The following is a 19,543-nucleotide window of genomic DNA, read 5'->3' as shown; positions in this document are numbered from 1 at the left end:
TTTAATCAGCGGTGTTGTCGGTGTCGTCATCAGCACCGCCACCGGAAAGCATCGAGCAGCACGCCACGATCGTCAGCGCCGCCGTCAGCAGTAACTGAAGCGGCCAGCCGGCACCGGCGTAGTCATCCTTTGGCCATGGGTTCGCCGCCAGCACCAAGCCCGCAATCGACATCATCGCAGCAAGCGCCACAATTAGTGCATTTCGCACGTTCAGCCATGGTTTGACGACGTCCCCACGCTTCCGTGCCCAGAAAACCGCACCAAGGGTAGTGGCAACCACTACGAGGGCAACGACCACGCCAGGCCAGCTGGATACCAGCGTCACTGTCGCGGCAGCCGCAATGCCAATAGCCGCCCGCGGCAAGTCATTGCTCAGCGAAGACGCGGGAATCGGGGTGGTGAGAGCGAAGCGTCGCCAAGCGAAAGCCAGCCCCACAGTGACCAGTGCGTACACGGCTGCGAGTGCGCCGCCTGCGAGGATGCCAGTACGCCAGGTTTGCTGCGGTGGGTAGGTCAGCTCGACCGCACCACCAATACCGGCCGGAATCGTCCAACCCTGCTGCCAACCAGAGACCGTTACCGGCTTCATGGCGGCGCCTCCGACACGGAGCTCATGGCCAGCATTGACAGAGATTGGCAACCACACGATGCGATCGTGGTCGGCAGCGTCAATGGGATTGTTCAGATCGATTGGCGTCACTTTCTGCTGCTCAGCTGACGGCGCGAAGTAGTCAGTCGAGGTGAGCGACACCCAATCGGACTTGGCATCGATGCGCCATGGCCCCGGTGAGAGCTCAATCTCTTCACCACAGGTCAGCTCGCGGTGATCAGAGCCGTCACCGCGCTGGAGGCTGGCCCACGGGGCTCCGATGCTGCTGCGACAGGTATCAGCATCGACCTTTACGTTTACCGGCTTTGGAACGGTGAACAGGCGCACCAGCGTGCCCTCATGAATCTCCTGGCCGAAGACCCAACGCTGAGCCAGCGACGAGGAATTCGGCACCACCGGGACACGAACCGGCGTGAGGTCCTCCGCTATATCCTCGGTGGAAAACTCTGTATCTTCATCGGAATCGGGGCTGCTGGATTCGAATGCGTCGAAGCCAGTGTCCCGCTTTGGAATCACCAGGCCTAGCTCGGAGATAGCAAAGCCTACAGGAGCAATCTTCGCTGTGATGAGCACCGATGTGGTCTTGCCGCCGGGCAGCGGAATACGAGTCGTCTCACCCGGGACCAACTGTACGGAGCTCGAAGCCGTATCAGTCTGGATGCGCAGTTGCACTGGAACGCGAGCACCGGTCAGGCTGAGCACTGCGTTATCGGTCGGTTCCTTCCACGACAGTTTGACCCACTCAGCCTGGCTCTTGCCCGCCAAGGGTTCCCACCAGGTGGAGGTGTCGCCGTCGAGCATTGCGTTGACCGAGTGGTCAGCCGATGCACCACCGACGTTGTATGGCTCAGAGGCCGACGACGAAACCTCAATTGTGGCGCGACCCGTTGCTGTCTGCGTCAGTGGCAGTCCCACGACGGGGTAGTCCGGAACGAGGTTGCGGACATATGAGTCCTCGTCTTCGGCCAGGATTGCTGACTCCGCACCGACGACTTCACCATAGTTGCGGCCGCGGCGGGCGGGTGTGTCGGTGACAGTGCCGGCATCCTTGCCAGACAGGATGCGCACCGGAGCATCGGAATCGACTTCGTCAAGCCGCGGGAGCACTTCGGGGCCGCCGGCGACCAGCGGTACCTGGGTAGTGTCCACCAACCGCGGTGAAAGTGCGTGATTGCGCAGCTCCTTCGGGCCCGCACCCCAAATCTGGATAGCGGTATGGCCGTCCTCGTCCGCGAACTCCGCCACCTTTTCCATGGTCGGAGAGTCCTGCAGCGTGGAAGTGATGGCGCGCAGCGAATCGCCCCTCGAGGTAACTCTCAAGTCGTGGCGGACCAGCACGTAGCCGATACCGTTGTTGCGCAGGGTGGCATCCAGTGCCGGTACCTCACGGCCCCGAGCCAGTGAATTGCGCAGACCATCGAGGCCGCGAATCGCCTCTGGGGGCACTAGCGGCACCGTATCGCGGACGGCCCAGGGCACGTCGGCAAGCGGCTGGAGCGGTTCGTCGCGAGTATTGCCCCATGTCTGATCAGCAAACGGCGATGACGGCACCACCAGCGTGCGGGTGTCCTCGCCCTGCTCATTCAGCCAGTCGGCCGCTTCGTGCCAGTAGCCCGGAACCTCGGAAAAACTACCTGTCGGGGCGAGGCGTGCGCTCCACGCAGGGGCGGTGGCACTGGCGATAACCGCCAGAACCAGCATCGATGCGATAGCGCGCGGGTGCTTCTCCGGGTGTAGCCACTGCTGCCAGCCAGTGGTCGCTGAATCGCTCGCCGTCTCGTTCGTGTGCTCGTTCGCCGGCTCTCGCCACGGCCATGGCAGCTGGGCTGTCGCATGAGCGAAGCCGATAACAAGTGGCAGACGCACAATAGTGTCAAATTTGTGCAGGTTGCGCACTGCTGCGAGCGTGGAATCGAGCACCTCTCGAGCCGATTCCCACGCCAGTCCGAACGGCTCCGTCCAGGCCGCCATGATGATAAGCCCGATGAGCAGCATCATCAGCCACATTCGACGCAGCGGCAGCGAGCGCATGACCAAGCCAAGTAGTCCAATCGCCGCTACAGCCAGGGTGGCGTAAATGAGAATGGGCTCCGCGACCAGCGCATTTCCGCCGACTCGTTCGAAAGAGACAAACGGCGTCCACGAGGTGGAACCGCGGAGCGTCTCGCCGAGACTCAACCAACGAGTGGTCACACCGGAGGACTCAATGTAGTCCGTAAACGGTGGTGAGTACTTGCCCAGCAGGAGTAGCGGCACAATCCACCACATGCTGACCGCCGCACACGCAGCCAGCCAACCGCCGAGCATCGCCCACGCACGCCCGCGACGAGGCCCCGTAAAAGCGAAGAAGAGCAGCATTAGACCTGCGGGGATGCAAGCCGCCGCTGTACTGACCGCATTGACCGCGCCAGTGCACAGTACCGCTAGACCGGACAGCAATACGGCGCGGGCAGTCGCGCGCCAGGGCAGTTCCTCGCGCCGGGCCGCGACCCGCAGGAGCGGAAGCAGAATCCACGGTGCCAGCGCTACGGGCCAGGTCTCGGACGAAATCGCGCCCAACGTCGTAATCACCCGCGGCGACAACGAGTACAACAACGCCGCCAGTACGCGAGAGGTATGCGTGCCGACGCTTATAGCTTCAGCCACGCGATATGCGCCGGTAAAAGCCAAGCAGAGAGTAAGACTCCACCACAGCGCCTGGATGATCCAGCCGGGCGCTAATACATCGGGCAGCAAACTGAACAGGGCGAAGAATGCGCCCTGTGGAAAGAGATAGCCATATGCCTGGTTTTGAAGCTGTCCCAGCGGCATGGTGTCTGACCACATGTTGAGCGAGGCGGACAAAAACCCGATGGGGTCTTCTGTCAGGTCGTGCTTTGTGTCAGCGACAGTCTTGCCGGGGGACTGGATGAATGCCAGCAGGCACAGCAAAACCCACCAAGGTACAAGCACGCGCTTACGCGCTCGAACAAAGGTGGGCATAGCGTTAAAGGAGGGTTAGCGTTAAAGACTTAACGCTGACCGTACTCGACACCGCCAAGCAGAGCGTCATCGGTGGAAACAGCCTGTGCTTCCGGAATTCGGTCTTCGGTCAGAGCCTGGCCGATGCCGAAGATAGCGGCACCACCGAGAAGGGCGCCAATGAGCGCCGAGGCCAGGGCAGGGCCAACGCTACGACGCTGCTCGGAATCAGTTTCGTATGCCATGTTGAGGACTCCTCGTGTGCATTAAGTCAATACTGTTTATAAAACTACACTCTGTGACATCTGTAAACCAGTGAAACAGCTGGGAATCTCTCCCTGCCTTGAATTTTGGGTGGTTTCAGCGGTCATTGAGTTTCTTAGTTGAGAGATTAACCCATTTTCTATCAGCTAAGTAAGTTTTTAAAAATTTTCTAGAAATTATTCCTTTTCCCCGGGAACGACGAGGACCGGGCGGCCAGCATTCTTCAGCAACGCGTCAGAGGTCGAGGCGGTAAACAGACCACGCAAGCCAGTCACACCGCGAGTGCCGGAGATAATCACGCCCGCATCGAGGTCGTGAGCTGCATCGACGATGGCCGACCAGATAGTAGTTTCAGTCTCTACCAAGTAGGGCTCCGCGACGAAGCCGGCCTCAGCGGCAATCTGCACACCCTCACGGCAAATACGGACGGCCTCGTCGTGAGCGGGATCGCCGTCTTCAGTAGTGGCGTCCCAGTCGGGCTGCATCATGCCAGAGGCGCCAGCAGTGCGTGCTGCAGCACGCTGTAGAGGCTCCCAGGCCGTCAGAATGTAGGCCTTCTTAACGCGCAGCAGTTTTCCGGCGTAGGCCAGCGCCCGCTTGGCTTCGTCGGAGCCGTCGTAGGCAATGAGCATGGAATCAGAAATCGGTTCAACCATTTTCGAGTTCAATCCTTACGTCAGAGATAGCCGAAAAACTGTCAATAGATACAGAAAAAGAGATGTCGCTGTAATCCAGGATAGGACAACAGCGACATCGAGTACGTCAATCTTTAAAGCTACTCCGAACGAGCGGCTTGAATCAGCTAGAGAGTCATTAACAGGAAGCGGTAACGTCCATTGTTATGGCAGCAGAACAAAATCCAGGGCAACCTCAACCAAAAGCTTCTGGGGCCTCGAAGAATGTCATCGCGCTCAGCGTTCCCGTTCTTGTTATCGCCGTAATCGTTGCGGCGCTGAACTTGCGCCCGAGTATTGCGTCGATTGGTCCGGTGCTCGATCAGCTCCTCTCCGACCTCGGCGCATCCTCCGCCTTTGGTGGTCTGATTACGGCCATTCCGGGGCTCGCGTTTTTCGCGATTGGGTTGTCCGCGGTGTCCGTCGGCAAGCGGATGGGCTTAAGCGGCGCGCTTACACTGTCTGCGACGTTGCTATTCGTCGGCCTTGCGGTGCGCCCGTGGGTGAGCAGCATCTGGCTATTCCTGTTGTTTACCGCGTTGTCGGTTGCGGGCATTGCACTGGGAAATGTGCTGCTACCTGCGTGGATTAAGGTGCACGGCGGTCGCCAAACGGTCGTGCTGATGATGCTGTACTCCAGCATGCTTGCCCTCGGCGGTGGACTGGGGCCGGCGACGGCATTTTTGATTAGCGATTCTCCCGAGACATCTGCAGGTGGTATCGAAATGTGGCGCTGGGCGCTTGCCGCATGGGCAATCACCGCCCTGGTGCAGCTCGTCGTGTGGTTGCCGCTGTGTGCACGCATCGGATTCGACTACCCGAAGGCGCCGGTCAGTGCCTCGGCAAGCACACCAATCTGGAAGTCACCGACAGCCATTGCGCTGGCAGTTTTCTTCGGCGTGCAGTCGATGAACGCCTACGTGCTCATGGGCTGGATGCCGAAAATGCTTATCGACGCAGGCATCAGCGTAAACATAGCCACTGCAGCGTCCATGATTGTTCAAGGGCTGGGCATCATCGGCGGTTTGCTGATGCCGCCGCTGATTGCACGGCTCCGCACCATGTCCTACGTCGCCTTTGGTCTCGGCTGCCTTTTCTTCCTCGGGTATGCGTTGATGATTCTGATCGACCAGCGGGGAGCGGCGGAAACTGGTGTGGGGTACGCCATTGGCGCTGCATTCCTGCTGGGTGTAGGTGGTTTTTGTTTCCCCATGGCCATCGCGCTGATTCCGGGCCGCACGCGCAGCCATGAGCTGACCGCGCGACTGTCCGGCTTCGTGCAGCCAATCGGCTACATTTTCTCCGCAGTCGGGCCATTCCTGGTGGGTGTGGCCGCTGGAACGACGGAAGCGTGGACGCCGATTCTGGTCGTGCTGCTTGGCACCACGGTGGTGCTAGCAGTGCTTGGGTTGATTGTCGGTCGGCCAACGTACATTGATGACGAACTGGCCGATCGAGGTATCGGCGAAAAGAAGCCGGGACGTATTCAGCTCGACTGAATTTAGGGGAGTTAGCTCCACTGTATTTGGACACGGGCCAACTTAGCTTTGAACCTATGACAAAGAAAACGAATTTAATCGCGCTGGCCTGGAGTTTTATTCTCGGACTGCTGTTCATTCCGGGATTGATTGTCTCCGCTTTTCTTCTGCCCTGGATTCCGCTCATTGGCCGCGGTGCCGATTGGCTCTCCCGCTGGGCAGCATCGTGGTCCGGCACCCCAATCGCCAACCGCGTGACCAATCGCTGGTTCGACATCCGCAACTTCGTCAACCTGCTCGTGCAGTTGGCCATTGGCTTTGTCACCTTCACAGCGTGGGTCGGCGGCGGGTTCACTGTCGGAGTGCTCTTCGCTGCACCATTCCTGGTTGATGAAGTGCAGTTTTTCAGCTGGACTCTGACTGACCCCACACAGAAAATCGGGGTTGCCTGGGTTTTCGCCATCGTCTTTTTGGTGCTGACCATCGCCATCAACCTCGGTGCCGGCCTGCTGTCCATTTGGCTCTCTCGCGTCATCCTCGCACCATCCAGTGAGGAAGTCAGCCAGTCCCGCGATGTGCTCATCGACTCCTTCTCAGGCGAGCGCCGTCGCATTGAGCGCGAGCTTCACGACGGTCCGCAGCAACACCTGACCGCCTTGAAACTCAACATCGCTGCTGCTCGCATGGGTAAGACTGAAGAAGAAGTAGCCGAGGCGCTCTCCGCCGCCGACCGCAATGCAACGCAGGCTCTTGCGCAGCTGCGCTCCGTGGTGCTTGGCATTGCCCCGCCAGTGCTTTTCGAAAATGGCTTAGTCGCAGCAGTAGAGGAATTGGCAGCGCACTCTGGCATGGAGGTTTCTGTTCGTGAGGACGGTGTCTCCGACTTCGGCCCGATTGATGAAACCACAGCGCTGCTCGCTTACCACTGCGCAGCGGAGGGGCTGACCAACGCCACCAAGCATGGCCATGCCGATCGAGCTGATATCACTCTCGCGGTTCAGGCTCCGAAGAAGGCGCTCGTGTCCCATCTGGGTACGCTTACGGTCACTGTGCACGACAATGGCGAAGGCCTGGAAAAACCAACGAGTGCAGACGCTGTAGACGTCGTAAAGCATGACAGTGGAACCGGCATTGCGGGCCTGCGCGAACGGGCGGCAGCGCTCGGTGGAACCGTGGAACTCACCAACGCCGACGGTGGAGCCCAATTGCTGCTGGAACTGCCGATTCGCCAAGGAAGGACGCGATGAAAGTACTGCTGGCAGAGGACTCCGTACTCCTGCGCGAGGGGCTGACCGGCCTGCTGCGGGCACTGGGGCACGAGGTCGTCGCCGTCGGCGATGCAGATCAGCTGCTCGCCACCGCCGAAGAGCAGGCGTTCGATGTCATCGTCACCGATGTCCGGATGCCGCCGAACATGCGTGACGACGGACTGCTCGCGGTCTCCACACTTCGCCAGGTCAACCCCGACCAGCCGGTTGTCGTGCTCAGCCAATACGTGGCGGCCAGCTACCTGGATTGCCTGCTGCAGCATGGTGGCTTTGGGTACTTGCTGAAAGAACGTGTCTCAGATGTCGAGCACTTCGTCGCAGTACTGGAAGAGGTCCGCGGCGGCGGTACCGTGGTCGATCCTGAAGTGGTTTCGACGCTACTGGCCGCAAAGCAGGACGGCATCGCCGAGCTGACTCCACGTGAGCGCGAAGTGCTCGACCTGATGGCGCAGGGGCTCAGTAATAAGGAAATGGAAAAACGCCTGGTACTAACCGCAGGCGCTGTGAGTAAACATGTGGCGAATGTGTTTTTAAAGCTCGGCTTCCAACCGGAAGATAACAACCGTCGTGTCAAAGCAGTGTTGCGGTGGCTGAGATATACCGCGCCATCGACTTAGGCTTTGCCGTTGTCTTTGGTATAAACCGTGCCCGCGCAAAAGCCCCGCACGTAGGCAAAAGCCCCGCACCGACTCCTCCGAAACTGGAGTCGAGGCGGGGCTTATGGCTGTCTAGCTGGTGCTACTTGGCTTCAGTAGCTACCTCAGTTGTAGTGGTCACCTCAGCATTTCCGAACTGCTTATTGAGGTTCTCACCCTCCACATCCACGGATGGGAGGATCTTGTCCAACCAGCGCGGAATCTTCCAGGCGCGCTCGCCGAGCAGGAACATCATGGCCGGGATGAATGTCATGCGGACGATGAAGGCATCGAAGAGAACTGCGGCTGCCAGGGCAAAGCCCATGACCTTAATGAACGGTTCATCCATCAGGATGAAGGCGGCGAACACCGAAATCATAATCAGTGCCGCAGCGGTGACCACGCGAGCACCGTGTTTGAAACCGTTGGACGTTGCATTAGCAGCTGTCTTGCCGTGCGCCCAGCCCTCACGCATACGGGTAACCAGGAACACCTGGTAGTCCATGGCCAGGCCGAAGACGATACCAATCAGCATGATCGGCAGGAAGGAAATCAGCGGCTGCGGGTCATCGATGATGCCCAGGGCGCCCTCCTGCCACAGAGCCACCGTGACACCAAAGGTTGCGGCCACAGACAGTGCGAAGCCGAGAGCTGCCACCAGTGGTACCCAGATGGAGCGGAAGACGAGCATCAACAGCAGGAAGGCCAGGACCAGCACGATGCCGATGTAGGGCAACAGCACGTCGGAAAGCCGCTGCGAGATGTCCTCGTACATGGGCGAAACACCGGTGATGGAGTAGCGGGCGCCCGTGTCCTCGTTGTACTTGTCCTCTGTATCGCGGATGGACTGCAGCAGGTCAGCAGCGCGGTCATCGGTCGCGCTGTACGCCGGGGTGATTAGAACCTGGGCGGCATCACCGAGATCGCTCGGATCCTGCGGATTGCCATTGGTGGCGATGACCTGAGCATTTACCACACCATCGACGCTCTGCAGCTCCGTCAGGGCAGCCATCATGGCGTTCTGCTTTTCCGGTGCGGCGAGATCCTTGTAGTCCACCAGCGCAATCATCGGGGAGTTGCGGCCGGGGCCGAAAGCGTCTTCGGTCATTTCGTAGGCCGTGCGGTTAGGAGTGCCCTTGGCCATCATGCCGTCAGAAGGCATGGCCAAACGGAGGTTGGTAGCCGGGATGGCCAGCAGGATTAGGACAACTGCCGTGCCCAGGACGAACGCCAGCGGACGCTTGCGCACGATGCGGACCCACTTCAGGCCCATGGTCGGGGTGTCGTTCTCCGGGTCCGGTGCCTTCACAAATGGCGCGCGACCGGCGAAAACCTTGGTGCCGAACAGGCCGAGAATAGCCGGCAGCAACGTGATGGCAACGAGCACCGCCATAGCGACGGTAAATGCTGCGGCCAGCGCCATTGCGGTCAGGAACGGGATGTTGATGATCGACAGTGCCGCAAGAGCAATCAGCACGGTGAGGCCTGCGAATACCACTGCGGAACCAGCCTTGCCGACGGCCAGGCCCGCCAGATGTGCACGCTCCTCGCGTGGGATTTTCTTGAGCTCGGCGGCCAGTTCCTTCGGCTCAAGGTTCGAGCCATCGACGTGTGCAACCAGCTCGTTGCGGAAGCGAGCCACGATAAACAGCGCGTAGTCGATGCCGACAGCCAGACCAATCATCGACGCCAGCGTCGGTGTCATGGTGGAGATGGTGTCGGTGAAAGCGGTGGCGGCGAAGATGCCCGCCATGCCAATTCCCAGGCCGATGACAGCCGACAGCAGCGGCAGTCCAGCGGCGACGAAGCTTCCGAAGGCAACAATGAGCACGATTGCGGCCACGATGATGCCGATAATCTCCGCAGTGGCGGAAATCTCGCTCATTTGGAACGCGTTACCGGACCAGGCGACGTTCAGATCGCCCTTGTGCTTTTCGACGGTTTCCGTGAACGCATCCCGGACTCCACTTTCGATATCCATGCTGGTCGCAGCATCGAAAGTCACGGAAATGGTGCCGGTGGTCTTATCGGCACTCAGTGGGGAGACGGCCTCCAGGTTCGAATTGATCTGCTCCTCAGGGAATCCCTGAGCTTGCATTGCCGGGATGGCCTGCTGCTTCATCCCCTCAGCCGCCATGATGGGCGGGACAATTTCTTCGGTCTTCGTCAGCCCTTCGGTGCTCCGCATTGCGGCGACGAGCTCATCGACCTCGCCTGCAATAGCTGGGTCCTCGAGGGTCTTGCCTTCTGGAGCTTGAATGACCACAGTGCCCGTGGGTGCGCTTAGCTGATCTTCATCGGTGGCAAAGCGCTGCTGAATCTCTTCTTGAGTTTCAACTGACTCAAGGCCGGGAAAGGTGAAGTTCTCAGACGTGCCGCTGTACAGCGTTGCCGTCGCGGTACCCATGCCCGCGATGAGCAGCAGCCATACAATGAGGAATCGCCAGCGGTGAAGATAAGCGGATCTACCGATTTTGTACAAAAAGGAAGCCATAGCAGTAACACTTACATGATTTCAGAAGTAGTTTCTAATGGGTTTGTGCTGTGCAAGAGTGTTACTCGGATGTGCTAATCGGAGTTGTTTGGTTGTTGTGGTACCGCGGGATGTAGCTGAAAACAGCGGAAACAAAAATGAGGCTCAGCTTGACGCTGAGCCTCATTGGGCGGAGCCGATGACGGGAATCGAACCCGCGCCGCCTGCTTGGGAAGCAGGAGTTCTACCATTGAACTACATCGGCACACAGTAGGCGGAATGATTAAAAGCACGCCACGGGATTGGCACAGTAGGTGTGGCATGCAGGCAATCAGTCGCCCTCTGTAACTTCAATGTAGCACTCTCGATTCGTGTCGAAAAAATTGGTCTTGAAGACCCTCTGTCCGTCTTTTCGGGTTAATCGCTGATCTCCTTGTAGGACCTTATCCAGTCCTTCCCGGGGGATTCAGTGCGGGCATATCCTGTAACCCGCACACGCTGTGTATTACAGAGCGGTTAAGCTGGTCTATGTGTTGCTCTCAGATCGTGATATTCGTGCCGCTATCGATGCCGAAGGCTCCGGCCATCTCGGCATTGATCCTTTTGACCCGAAGATGATTCAGCCTTCGTCCATCGACGTGCGTCTGGACAAGTTCTTCCGAGTTTTTAACAACTCGCAGTACACGCACATCGATCCGAAGTTGCCGCAGGAAGAACTGACGTCCCCGCACGAGGTTCCAGAAGGGCAGCCCTTCATTCTTCACCCGGGCGAATTCGTCCTGGCATCGACCCTGGAGTACTTCACTATTCCTCCGCACCTAGCAGGCCGCCTGGAAGGTAAGTCTTCGCTGGGGCGTCTGGGCCTGGCAACGCACTCGACCGCCGGCTTTATTGACCCAGGGTTTTCAGGCCACATCACGCTGGAGCTATCCAATGTGGCGAACTTGCCTATCGCACTGTGGCCGAACATGAAGGTCGGCCAGCTGGCACTGTTCAAGATGTCCTCGCCGGCAGAGGTGCCTTACGGTTCCGGCAAGCTCGGTTCGAAGTATCAGGGGCAGCGCGGCCCGACGCCGTCGCGTGCGTACCTGAACTTCCGCGATGAGGAATAAGGCACCTGAAACTCGGGATATGAACTCGGAATATAAATGAATTGTGAATAGCCCCGAGTGAATTCTCGGTGAAGAAATGGAAACAATTGTTCAATAAAGAGTTTTCGCAGGTGAAAAGCCTAAATATGGGCCTTTAGTTCACACCATTTAAGGGTTAAATCGGCTTGATGGCCTTTTATCTTTCGATAAATAATAGCCCTTATGCGTATTACGGTTATTGGTACGGGTTACCTAGGCGCCACTCATGCCGCGGCGATGGCGGAGTTAGGCCACGAGGTTCTCGGCGTAGATGTTGATCCCGCCAAGATTGAGGCATTGTCCGCAGGCCAAGTTCCTTTCTTTGAACCCGGCTTGCCCGAACTGCTAAAGAAGCACGTTGAGTCGGGGCGACTACGTTTCACCACTAACTACGACGAGGCTGTTGAATTTGCGAACGTCCACTTCGTAGGTGTCGGAACTCCGCAGGTCAAGGGCTCGTACGCAGCCGATGTTCGCTATGTGGACGCGGCTATTACCGAATTGGCTAAGCGCGTCGTCGGCAAGCATCTAGTGTTTGGTAAGTCCACTGTGCCCGTCGGTACCGCACCGCGCCTGCAGGAGCTAGCTGCGAAGATGATCGGTGAGCGCGCCGCAGCCGGTGATGAGCAGTTGAAGAACACCAGCCTCGAGATCGCCTGGAACCCGGAGTTCCTGCGCGAGGGCTTCGCGGTAAAGGACACCCTGGAGCCGGACCGTGTGGTGCTGGGCACCCAGAAGCCGGGCATGATCCTCAATGGTGCTGGTCAGGAGGTCGAGTCAATCGCTGAGGACAGCCTGCGCGAGTGCTTCGGTCCTATCTTCGAGCGCGAGACGCCGCTTATCGTCGCGGACACTGCCACCGCAGAGCTGGTGAAGGTGTCGGCGAATGCATTCCTCGCCACCAAGATTTCCTTCATCAACGCGGTCTCCGAAATCTGTGAGGTCACAGGTGCGGATATCACCACGCTTGCCGACGCCATCGGTATGGATGCCCGAATTGGCCGCCGCTTCCTCAACGCGGGTCTGGGCTTCGGCGGCGGTTGCCTGCCGAAGGATATCCGCGCATTCATGGCCCGCGCCGGTGAGCTGGGCGTTGACCAGGCGCTGACCTTCCTGCGTGAGGTCGATGCGATTAACATGCGTCGCCGTGAAAAGACCGTTGACCTGGTGCGTGGTAGCTTCGGCGGCTCGCTGCTCGGCCACACCGTGACCGTGCTGGGTGCGGCTTTCAAGCCGAACTCTGACGATGTGCGTGACTCCCCGGCGCTGTCGATTGCTGGTTCGCTGTCTCTGGCGGGCGCTTCGGTGAGTGTTTATGACCCGCAGGCCATGGAGAACGCCAAGAAGAATTTCCCGACCTTGGAGTACGCACCGAGCATCGAAGCTGCCCTGGAAGGCACGGAGATGGTTGTCGTCGCCACCGAGTGGCAGCAGTTCCGCGACATCGACCCGGTGGCTGCGAAGAAGCTGGTCAAGCGTGCAGCAGTGCTCGACGGCCGCAACTGCCTGCCAGCCGACCAGTGGCGTGCCGCAGGCTGGGATGTCACCTGCCTCGGCCGCGGCTAAATGCTAGCCGCCCTCGAGCGCTTCGGAAACTTCATACCCTCCGGGGCCACGGTATAGGCGGCGATGAGGGTGGTAATCGGCACTGCGAGTACCAAAGCCACCGCACCGATGGTGGAACGCAGCAGCTCTGTGGCCACGACATCGGAGGTCAACGACTGCATCAGCGGCCGGTCGGAGACGCTTAACAAAATCGATAGCGGCAGTGCGGTGCCGAGGTACGCCAGTACCAGTGTGTAGACCATCGACGCGATGTGGTCGCGACCGACGCGCATTGCCGAGCGGAAGACCTCCATAGGCCGCGACCGCGGAGCTGCTTCGTAAAGCTCCTGGACGGTCGAGGCCTGGGCGATGGTGACGTCGTTAAGCACGCCCAACGCGCCGATGATGAATCCCGCCAGAAGCAGACCTGTGACGGAGACGTCAGGCAGGTAAAGCTGAATGAGCAGGTTGTCCTCGTTGCCGAGACCACGTAGCTGTGACGTGGAGATTGCGAGGTTGGCCAGGCCCGCCGCCAACACCATCGTGGTGAGTGTTCCCGCCAGTGCGGAAGCTGACTTCCAATTGATGCCATGTACGAGGAAGAGCACCGGGAAGAGGATCGCCGCGCCCGCCGTGATGGCTAAGGCCACAGGATCGCCACCGCGTAGCAGTGCCGGAACCAGGAATCCCATCACTGCGGCCAGCGTGATGCCAAGACCAATGAGGCTCAAGACTCCGCGAGTCATGCCGACGAGGATGATGAGCAGCACCGCTGCGCCGAGCCACATCCAGATGGTCGTGGTGCGATCCATGTCCAGGAAGGTGTAGGTGTTGCCGATGCTAGCGGTGTCGACAACCTGATCGGGCGCGAGGTCGACGACATTAGTGTCGGTGGCAGGAGCAGGAGCTTCGGGGGCAGCGGGGGCAGCGGGGACTTCTGCGTCGGATTCAGGTGCTGGTTCCTGCTCCGGGGCTGGAGCTGGTGCCGGAGCCTCTGCATCAGGAGCAGGCTCACCCTCTGCGCCCTCAGGGGCAGGCGCGGGAACAACGCCGGGAGCCGGTGTCATCAACCCCGGATCCGGCACGGCACCATTGTCGACAGCTCCGGTACCGGCCGCGTTTGGACGGTGAATTGCCAGGACGACCTTGTCTCCCTCCTCCAGCTCAATCTCGCCGGGAAGGCCGGATGCTTCCAGCAGAGTCTTCTTGCCCTCGTCTGGACCCGAGGTCAGCTCAATGACCGAGAGCTGGCACTTCGGCGCCGCGGGGTCATTGAGGGAGGCCGCCAGTCCTGGCCGCGGCTGGTCATCGAAGACGCGTCCGTTGTCAGGCGAATTGCACGCGCCGACGCTGTGCTTTACGACGGTTCCCTTAACCGTCTCTGCAGCTGACGTCTGTGACTGCAGGAATCCCGGCCCTGGGCTCGGAGCTTCACCCGATGGCCAGAGCCCAATCACTGCGAGGAAAGTGGCAATACCAGCAACTGTGAGAACTGTGGCCAGCAAGCGACGTGCTCTTGTGGGGTTGTGCCGCGGTTTCGTTGGTTTTGGTTTGGCTTGCGCAGGTTCGTTTTGCCGTGCCGGTGCTGGTTTTGAATGTGCGGCAGGCTCTGCATGTCGTGCTGGGGCAGCCGAAGTTGCAGAGTTGGGTTGATTCGCGGTATTGACAGCCCGGAACCGGCCGGTAGGGGAGCCGCTGTTCGAGTTCTTCAGTACGTCGAGATGCGCACCTATGTCGGAACCCGGAGCAACGCGAAAAGGTTGCTGGTTGTCAGAGTTCATTGAATCTTTTGAATGCCTGCCCACCCTTAATAACCTAATCGCTGCACCAGCACCGGAAGGCGTACCGCCATTCCGGCGCGCCGAGCCGTAGTCATCAGCGCTATGGCCCACCTATCGATGCAATACTCACTCATCGATGCGCTCCAGTGTGTCCATAAGTGAATAGCGCATCGATATGTGAGAAGGGCAGAACCAGTAGCGTGCGCAACCTTAAGTACTGCTATTGCTTGTAGCTGACCAGGAAGTTGCCTAGGCGCTCGATAGCTTCCTTCAGGTCGCGTGCCCACGGCAGGGTGACAATTCGGAAGTGATCCGGCGTCGGGTAGTTGAAGCCAGAGCCGCCGACCATCAGGATCTTCTCTTCACGCAGGATGTCGAGCATCAGCTTCTCGTCATCGTGAATTTCGTAGACGTTCGGATCCAGCTTCGGGAATGCGTACATTGCTCCCATCGGCTTCACGCAGCTTACGCCCGGAATTGAGGTCAGTCCCTCGTAGGCGACATTGCGCTGCTCCAGCAGGCGACCGCCTGGCAAGATCAAGTCCTCGATGGACTGGTAGCCGCCGAGTGCCACCTGAATGCCGTGTTGAGCAGGGACATTCGGGCATAGACGGGTGCTGGCCAGCAAGTTGATGCCCTCGATAAAGCCCTCTGCGTGGCGCTTCGGGCCAGTCAGCACCATCCAGCCCGCGCGGTAACCGGCCACACGGTAGGTCTTGGACAAGCCGTTGAAGGTGATACAGAGCAAATCCGGGGCCAAGGAGGCAGTGGAAATGTGCTCTGCATCGTCGTAGAGGATGCGGTCGTAGATTTCGTCGGAAAGCAGCAGGAGTGAGTGCTCACGAGCGATATCGACGATGGCTTCGAGCGTCTGGCGTGTGTAGACCGCGCCGGTCGGATTGTTCGGGTTGATGATGACAATAGCCTTCGTGCGATCCGTCACCTTCGAGCGAATGTCTTCGACATCCGGGGCCCAGTTATTCTCCTCATCGCACGTGTAGTGGACGGCCTTGCCGCCGGCGAGGGTGGTTGCTGCAGTCCAGAGCGGGTAATCCGGAGCTGGAATGAGGACCTCATCGCCCTCGTTGAGCAGCGCCTGCGTGGTGATGGAAATCAGCTCGGAGACGCCGTTGCCCAGCCAGACGTCGTTGACGTCGAAACGGGGGAAGTCCGGGTCCATCTCATAGCGCGTGACGACGGCACGGCGTGCGGAGTAAATACCCTTGGACTCGGAGTAGCCCTGTGCGTGGGGGAGGGCGCGGACCATGTCCTGCACGATGGTGTCAGGTGCATCAAAGCCGAACTTTGCCGGATTGCCGGTGTTGAGCATCATGATGCGGTGGCCGTCGGCCTCCATCTGTTCGGCGAGAGTAGTCACCGGACCGCGAATGTCGTAGAGGACGTTCTGCAGCTTGGAGGATTGGTCCAGTGTCTTCAGTGGAGTGCGGCGAGGTGCCCTGATGTTTCCACGACGGGCGGCAACACGGGCAGCACGGGACTGCTCGGCCTGAGCGGCCTGCGCAGCCTGAGCGTCCTGCGTTGTCTCGTTGGTGGTTTCGGTGCCCTGGGAAGTGTCTTTACTGGAACTCACCTGTCTAAGCATGCCACTTTTTTGCTCCCGCACCATGCTTTTCTCACAGCGGGGGCAGATTAATTGCACATTGATTGCGCAAAAGCGCCCTGCATGAGGATGCAGGACGCTTTACTGGGGTGCGGGCAGCTGGGGTTCTGGCTGCTAGTTACTGCTTAACTGCGGAGCCGTCGATCTGCAGGGAAATCTCGTTGCCAAGGAGCAGGCCGCCAGTCTTAATAGGAGCGTTGTAATCGATGCCGAAATCGGTGCGGTCAATCTTGGTGGCTGCCTCGAAGCCAACGCGAGTCTGACCCCATGGGTCTTCAGCGGAGCCGAAAATGTCGACATCCAGGGTGACCGGCTTGGTGATGCCGTTGATGGTTAGGTCGCCGGTAACGGTGGCCTTTTCTTCGCTCTGGAGCTCGATAGCGGTGGAAACGAATTCGAAGGTCGGGTTTTCGTCGGTGCCGAAGAAGTCCTTCGAGCGCAGGTGGTTGTCGCGCTCTTCATTGTTGGTGTTGATGGAGTTCGCCTGAATGGTCGCCTTTGCCGTGGAATTCTCCGGCTTGTCGGCATCAAAATTAATAACGGACTCAAACTCAGTGAACTGACCGTGGACCTTAGTGATCATTGCGTGACGAACGGTGAATCCAACGGTGGAGTGCTGTGCATCAAGAACGTAGTTGCCAGACTGAAGAGCCATAGTGAATCTCCTAAAAGTTAAAAGTATCTCGAATGTTTCGAAGTATTTTTGTCCGCCGGAACCAACTTCCGGTGTTGACGTGTCAACGATAACTCTAGATGTGATGATGTGTCAACAAAGGTCAAAGAAAATGCCGAATATTTTTTAGAAGCGCACATCCGGTCGGGCGATCGGTTCGGGGTTTTGTCATGGCTGGGCGAGGCTCCTTTGGTTGGAGGCGGTTCATATGGAGTCGTTTTAAGTGCTTATGCCCAGCATAACAGGCGTTGACATGTCAACAACTGCTATTTAGGATTGAGAATTATGCAATTCGGAATTTTTACAATTGGCGACGTCACAAAAGATCCCACGACTGGACAAATCCCTACTGAACATGAGCGCATTAAGGCAACTGTCGCCCTAGCGAAGAAGGCCGAAGAGGTCGGCCTCGATGTATTTGCTACTGGCCAGCACCACAATCCACCGTTTGTGGCACCGGCGAATCCGCCGATTTTATTAGCCAACCTCGCAGCACAGACCGAAAATCTGATTCTGTCGACTTCGACAACGCTGATTACCACCACCGACCCCGTGCGCATCGCCGAGGATTACGCCTACCTCCAGCACCTTTCCGAAGGTCGCATTGATCTCATGATGGGCCGCGGCAACACCGGGCCTGTTTATCCGTGGTTTGGCAAGGATATTCGCAAGGGAATTCCGCTGGCCATCGAGAACTATCACCTGCTGCGCACCCTTTGGCGTGAGGAGAATGTGGATTGGCAAGGTCAATTCCGCACTCCGCTGCAGTCATTTACGTCCACACCGCGCCCGCTCGACGGTGTAGCACCTTTCGTGTGGCACGGCTCAATCCGCTCCACTGAGATTGCTGAGCAGGCCGCCTTCTATGGGGACGGCTTCTTCCATAATCACATTTTCTGGAATATCGAGCACACCACAGCCATGGTCAATCTCTACCGCCAGCGCTATGAGCACTACGGTCATGGTGCTGCTGATCAGGCAATCGTCGGGCTTGGCGGTCAGGTCTTCGCCGCTGAGACGGAGAAGAAGGCCAAGGAGATTTTCCGCCCATACTTCGACAATGCCCCGGTCTATGGACATGGGCCATCTCTGGAAGAATTCGAGAACATCACTCCACTGACCGTCGGCACGCCTGAGCAAATCATCGAACGTTACCTGGGCTATGCAGACGCCGTTGGCGACTACCAGCGTCAGCTCTTCCTTATCGATCACGCCGGCCTGCCGCTGGAAATGGCGTTGGAGCAGGTTGAAATCCTGGGAACCGAAATCGTTCCGGTCCTGCGTGAAGAGTTCGAGCGCCGCCGTCCGGCGCACGTGCCTTCCGACCCGCCGACGCACGCCTCGCTGGTTGCCGAGGGCGCAGATTCCCCGCACCTTCTCGTCCGCCCGGCTGAAAGGAATCAGTAGTGAAAAAGCTCGTCGTCGTAAGTGCCGGTGTTTCCGATCCATCAACCACGCGCATCCTTGCCAATCGCATCGCGGAAGCTGTTAACGTGCAGGTCTCCAAGCGCGGCGAAGGCCTCGAGATCGAGTACGTCGAGCTGCGCGAACTCGCTGTCAGCCTCGGCACGGCGATGTCCACAGGGCTTTACGACGAAAAATTGCGCGCCGCCCTCGATACTGTCAGCGGTGCTGATGGATTGATTGCCGCGACCCCGGTGTTCGCAGCATCCTACTCGGGGCTGTTCAAAATGTTTTTCGACGCCCTGGATAAGGATGCGCTGACCTCCATGCCGGTCATTATTGCTGCGACGGCTGGCACAGCGCGGCATTCATTGGTGCTGGAGTATGCGATGCGTCCGCTGTTTAGCTACCTTCGCGGCACCGTTATGCCGACTGCTGTATTTGCAGCCACTGAGGACTTTGGCGCTGGCGATGGTGCCGGAAATGGCGCCGGCGGAGTGTCCGGCGCGGAGATGAACAATCGCGTCGTGCGTGCAGCTCGTGAGCTTGCCGAGTACCTTGTCGGTGTTCGCTCGGCAGTAGTCGGTTTTGGTCCAGATTTTGGGAACGAAGCTGAAGAAAAGGGTGCAGCGCATTCAGCGGGCGGGGCCAGCGAGGGGAATCAGGGTGCCAGCGCGCCGAACAGGCGACGCAGTACAAACACGCGGGTGGATACTAACGTCACGGATTTTGCCACGCTGCTAGAGGGGCTCGACGGTACCGCGAAGTAGCCGTGCGCTCACGTGAAGGGAGGGCAGGGGAGGGCGGCGTCAGCGCTCTTTAGCGGCACCACGGCAGGTTGTAGTAGTCGCAAGAGAAGGTATCGGAAAGAGCGTATTCCTTAACCTGCAGGTCGTCGCTGCTGGTCGTAGCTGTCGGTGCTGCGGTAGCGGCCGGGGCGCCGGTCAGCGCGCCCAGGGAAAGTGCTGCGGATGCAATGGTGGTAGCAAGAACAGAAGTGCGTCGAAACATTAGGTAGTACTCCGA

15 protein-coding genes and 1 tRNA gene are annotated in these 19,543 nt (G+C 59.0%); 7 read left to right on the top strand and 9 right to left on the bottom strand.

From position 1 onward, the window contains the following. Nucleotide 1 precedes the first annotated feature (1 nt). From EGX79_10525 to EGX79_10515, 3 genes are all read right to left on the bottom strand, one after another. Nucleotides 2-3,592, bottom strand: a complete 3,591-nt coding sequence (locus EGX79_10525) for a DUF3367 domain-containing protein (protein ID AYX82570.1) — start codon at nucleotides 3,590-3,592, stop codon at nucleotides 2-4. Between the two features lie 29 nt (nucleotides 3,593-3,621). Further along, nucleotides 3,622-3,816, bottom strand: a complete 195-nt coding sequence (locus tag EGX79_10520) for a DUF2613 family protein (GenBank protein ID AYX82569.1) — start codon at nucleotides 3,814-3,816, stop codon at nucleotides 3,622-3,624. Nucleotides 3,817-4,011: 195 nt separating this feature from the next. Further along, a complete protein-coding gene (locus EGX79_10515; GenBank protein AYX82568.1) occupies nucleotides 4,012-4,491 on the bottom strand; it encodes a universal stress protein in 480 nt (159 codons plus the stop codon). Between the two features lie 185 nt (nucleotides 4,492-4,676). Here EGX79_10515 and EGX79_10510 point away from each other — a divergent pair, with 185 nt between their 5' ends. From EGX79_10510 to EGX79_10500, 3 genes are read left to right on the top strand one after another with little or no spacing between them, the layout of a single operon-like run. Continuing rightward, nucleotides 4,677-6,008: an MFS transporter gene (locus EGX79_10510; GenBank protein AYX82567.1), complete on the top strand. Its 1,332-nt coding sequence runs from the start codon at nucleotides 4,677-4,679 to the stop codon at nucleotides 6,006-6,008. A 56-nt stretch (nucleotides 6,009-6,064) separates the two neighbouring features. Then, nucleotides 6,065-7,234, top strand: a complete 1,170-nt coding sequence (locus tag EGX79_10505) for a histidine kinase (GenBank protein ID AYX82566.1) — start codon at nucleotides 6,065-6,067, stop codon at nucleotides 7,232-7,234. Further along, nucleotides 7,231-7,872 (top strand): DNA-binding response regulator, encoded by a 642-nt coding sequence (locus EGX79_10500; GenBank protein ID AYX82565.1) that lies wholly within the window; start codon nucleotides 7,231-7,233, stop codon nucleotides 7,870-7,872. The genes EGX79_10505 and EGX79_10500 overlap by 4 nt, the downstream gene beginning before the upstream one ends. Nucleotides 7,873-7,993: 121 nt before the next feature. Here the strand turns inward: EGX79_10500 and EGX79_10495 are convergent, their stop codons facing one another. Further along, a complete protein-coding gene (locus tag EGX79_10495; GenBank protein AYX82564.1) occupies nucleotides 7,994-10,384 on the bottom strand; it encodes an MMPL family transporter in 2,391 nt (796 codons plus the stop codon). Nucleotides 10,385-10,554: 170 nt separating this feature from the next. Beyond that, a tRNA-Gly gene (locus EGX79_10490) sits at nucleotides 10,555-10,628 on the bottom strand. Nucleotides 10,629-10,893: 265 nt separating this feature from the next. Here EGX79_10490 and EGX79_10485 point away from each other — a divergent pair. Together EGX79_10485 and EGX79_10480 are read left to right on the top strand one after the other, a co-directional pair. Further along, a complete protein-coding gene (locus EGX79_10485) occupies nucleotides 10,894-11,475 on the top strand; it encodes a dCTP deaminase (GenBank protein AYX82805.1) in 582 nt (193 codons plus the stop codon). Between the two features lie 201 nt (nucleotides 11,476-11,676). After that, nucleotides 11,677-13,059 carry a UDP-glucose/GDP-mannose dehydrogenase family protein gene (locus tag EGX79_10480; protein ID AYX82563.1) on the top strand — a complete coding sequence of 461 codons (1,383 nt, stop codon included), beginning with the start codon at nucleotides 11,677-11,679 and terminating at the stop codon, nucleotides 13,057-13,059. On the opposite strand, the gene EGX79_10475 is transcribed toward EGX79_10480, so the two are convergent. From EGX79_10475 to EGX79_10465, 3 genes are all read right to left on the bottom strand, one after another. Beyond that, nucleotides 13,056-14,543, bottom strand: coding sequence for a YibE/F family protein (locus EGX79_10475; protein AYX82562.1), 1,488 nt, complete (start codon nucleotides 14,541-14,543; stop codon nucleotides 13,056-13,058). The genes EGX79_10480 and EGX79_10475 overlap by 4 nt on opposite strands. A gap of 496 nt (nucleotides 14,544-15,039) precedes the next feature. Continuing rightward, a complete protein-coding gene (locus EGX79_10470) occupies nucleotides 15,040-16,281 on the bottom strand; it encodes a pyridoxal phosphate-dependent aminotransferase (GenBank protein AYX82804.1) in 1,242 nt (413 codons plus the stop codon). Nucleotides 16,282-16,558: 277 nt separating this feature from the next. Continuing rightward, nucleotides 16,559-17,095: a polyisoprenoid-binding protein gene (locus EGX79_10465; GenBank protein ID AYX82561.1), complete on the bottom strand. Its 537-nt coding sequence runs from the start codon at nucleotides 17,093-17,095 to the stop codon at nucleotides 16,559-16,561. A gap of 303 nt (nucleotides 17,096-17,398) precedes the next feature. Here EGX79_10465 and EGX79_10460 point away from each other — a divergent pair, with 303 nt between their 5' ends. Continuing rightward, nucleotides 17,399-18,520, top strand: coding sequence for an LLM class flavin-dependent oxidoreductase (locus EGX79_10460; protein ID AYX82560.1), 1,122 nt, complete (start codon nucleotides 17,399-17,401; stop codon nucleotides 18,518-18,520). After that, the gene (locus EGX79_10455) at nucleotides 18,520-19,287 is read left to right on the top strand and encodes an oxidoreductase (protein ID AYX82559.1); all 768 of its coding nucleotides are present in this window, start codon (nucleotides 18,520-18,522) and stop codon (nucleotides 19,285-19,287) included. The genes EGX79_10460 and EGX79_10455 overlap by 1 nt, the downstream gene beginning before the upstream one ends. A gap of 49 nt (nucleotides 19,288-19,336) precedes the next feature. On the opposite strand, the gene EGX79_10450 is transcribed toward EGX79_10455, so the two are convergent. Next, complete coding sequence (locus EGX79_10450) at nucleotides 19,337-19,528, bottom strand: hypothetical protein (protein AYX82558.1); 192 nt, start codon at nucleotides 19,526-19,528, stop codon at nucleotides 19,337-19,339. Between the last annotated feature and the right edge of the window lie 15 nt (nucleotides 19,529-19,543).

This window comes from Corynebacterium jeikeium, from assembly GCA_003955985.1.
GTDB classification, from domain to species: domain Bacteria; phylum Actinomycetota; class Actinomycetes; order Mycobacteriales; family Mycobacteriaceae; genus Corynebacterium; species Corynebacterium jeikeium_D.
The sequence above is the reverse complement of the archived record's forward strand: the minus strand, read 5'-3'. Positions and strand labels throughout refer to the sequence as shown.